Origin of the sequence: Neisseria iguanae, from assembly GCF_003013245.1 — a bacterium.
GTDB classification, from domain to species: domain Bacteria; phylum Pseudomonadota; class Gammaproteobacteria; order Burkholderiales; family Neisseriaceae; genus Neisseria; species Neisseria iguanae.
In genome coordinates, this window is sequence record NZ_PXYY01000199.1 from 1 (window position 1) to 510 (window position 510).

Below are 510 nucleotides of genomic sequence, written 5' to 3' on the forward strand. Positions count from 1 at the left end.
GAACGCCTGTGGGTGAATCCGGACTGCGGCTTGAAAACCCGCGGCTGGAAAGAAACCATTGAGCAGCTGCAAGTGATGATGAATGTGACCGAAAAGCTGCGCAAAGAATTGGCCTGATTTTTGGGTTGATTGTTGATTAAGCGATAAAAGGCCGAGATCTTTGCAAAACCTTAATCAAAATCAAAAAAGCTTACTTAGGTTATTAAGTAGGCTTTTTTCATGTCCAATGACCTATGGTTCTCGTACTCCCTATCTTTAAGGTGTATTTTATCTTTCAGGCTGCAACAGGCACACGAAGTCGGTTGGCAGCCTTCAGCAGGTTGATACAAACCGCCTTTAAACCGGCTTTGCGCCGTTACTGTTAGCAGCCCGAAATAAGAAGTATAGTTGGATCGGAATGTACGGTGCGCGTTCCAAAACCCTGTGCCATGACATAACACGTTTTCGGCAACGATCTTCTTCGGATAACAGATCGACAGTAGCTGTGTGCTTTACGCATCATGCCGACTG

At 45.7% G+C, this 510-nt stretch carries 1 protein-coding gene and 1 pseudogene; one reads left to right on the forward strand and one right to left on the reverse strand.

Annotated elements, in window-relative coordinates; all coding sequences use genetic code 11:
* Positions 1–117: hypothetical protein (locus C7N83_RS14095; RefSeq protein ID WP_146135120.1), on the forward strand; the 117-nt coding region annotated here is incomplete at its 5' end.
* 157 nt (positions 118–274) lie between these two features.
* Here C7N83_RS14095 and C7N83_RS16475 read toward each other — a convergent pair.
* Positions 275–510, reverse strand: a pseudogene (locus C7N83_RS16475) (IS5/IS1182 family transposase); the annotation flags it as partial.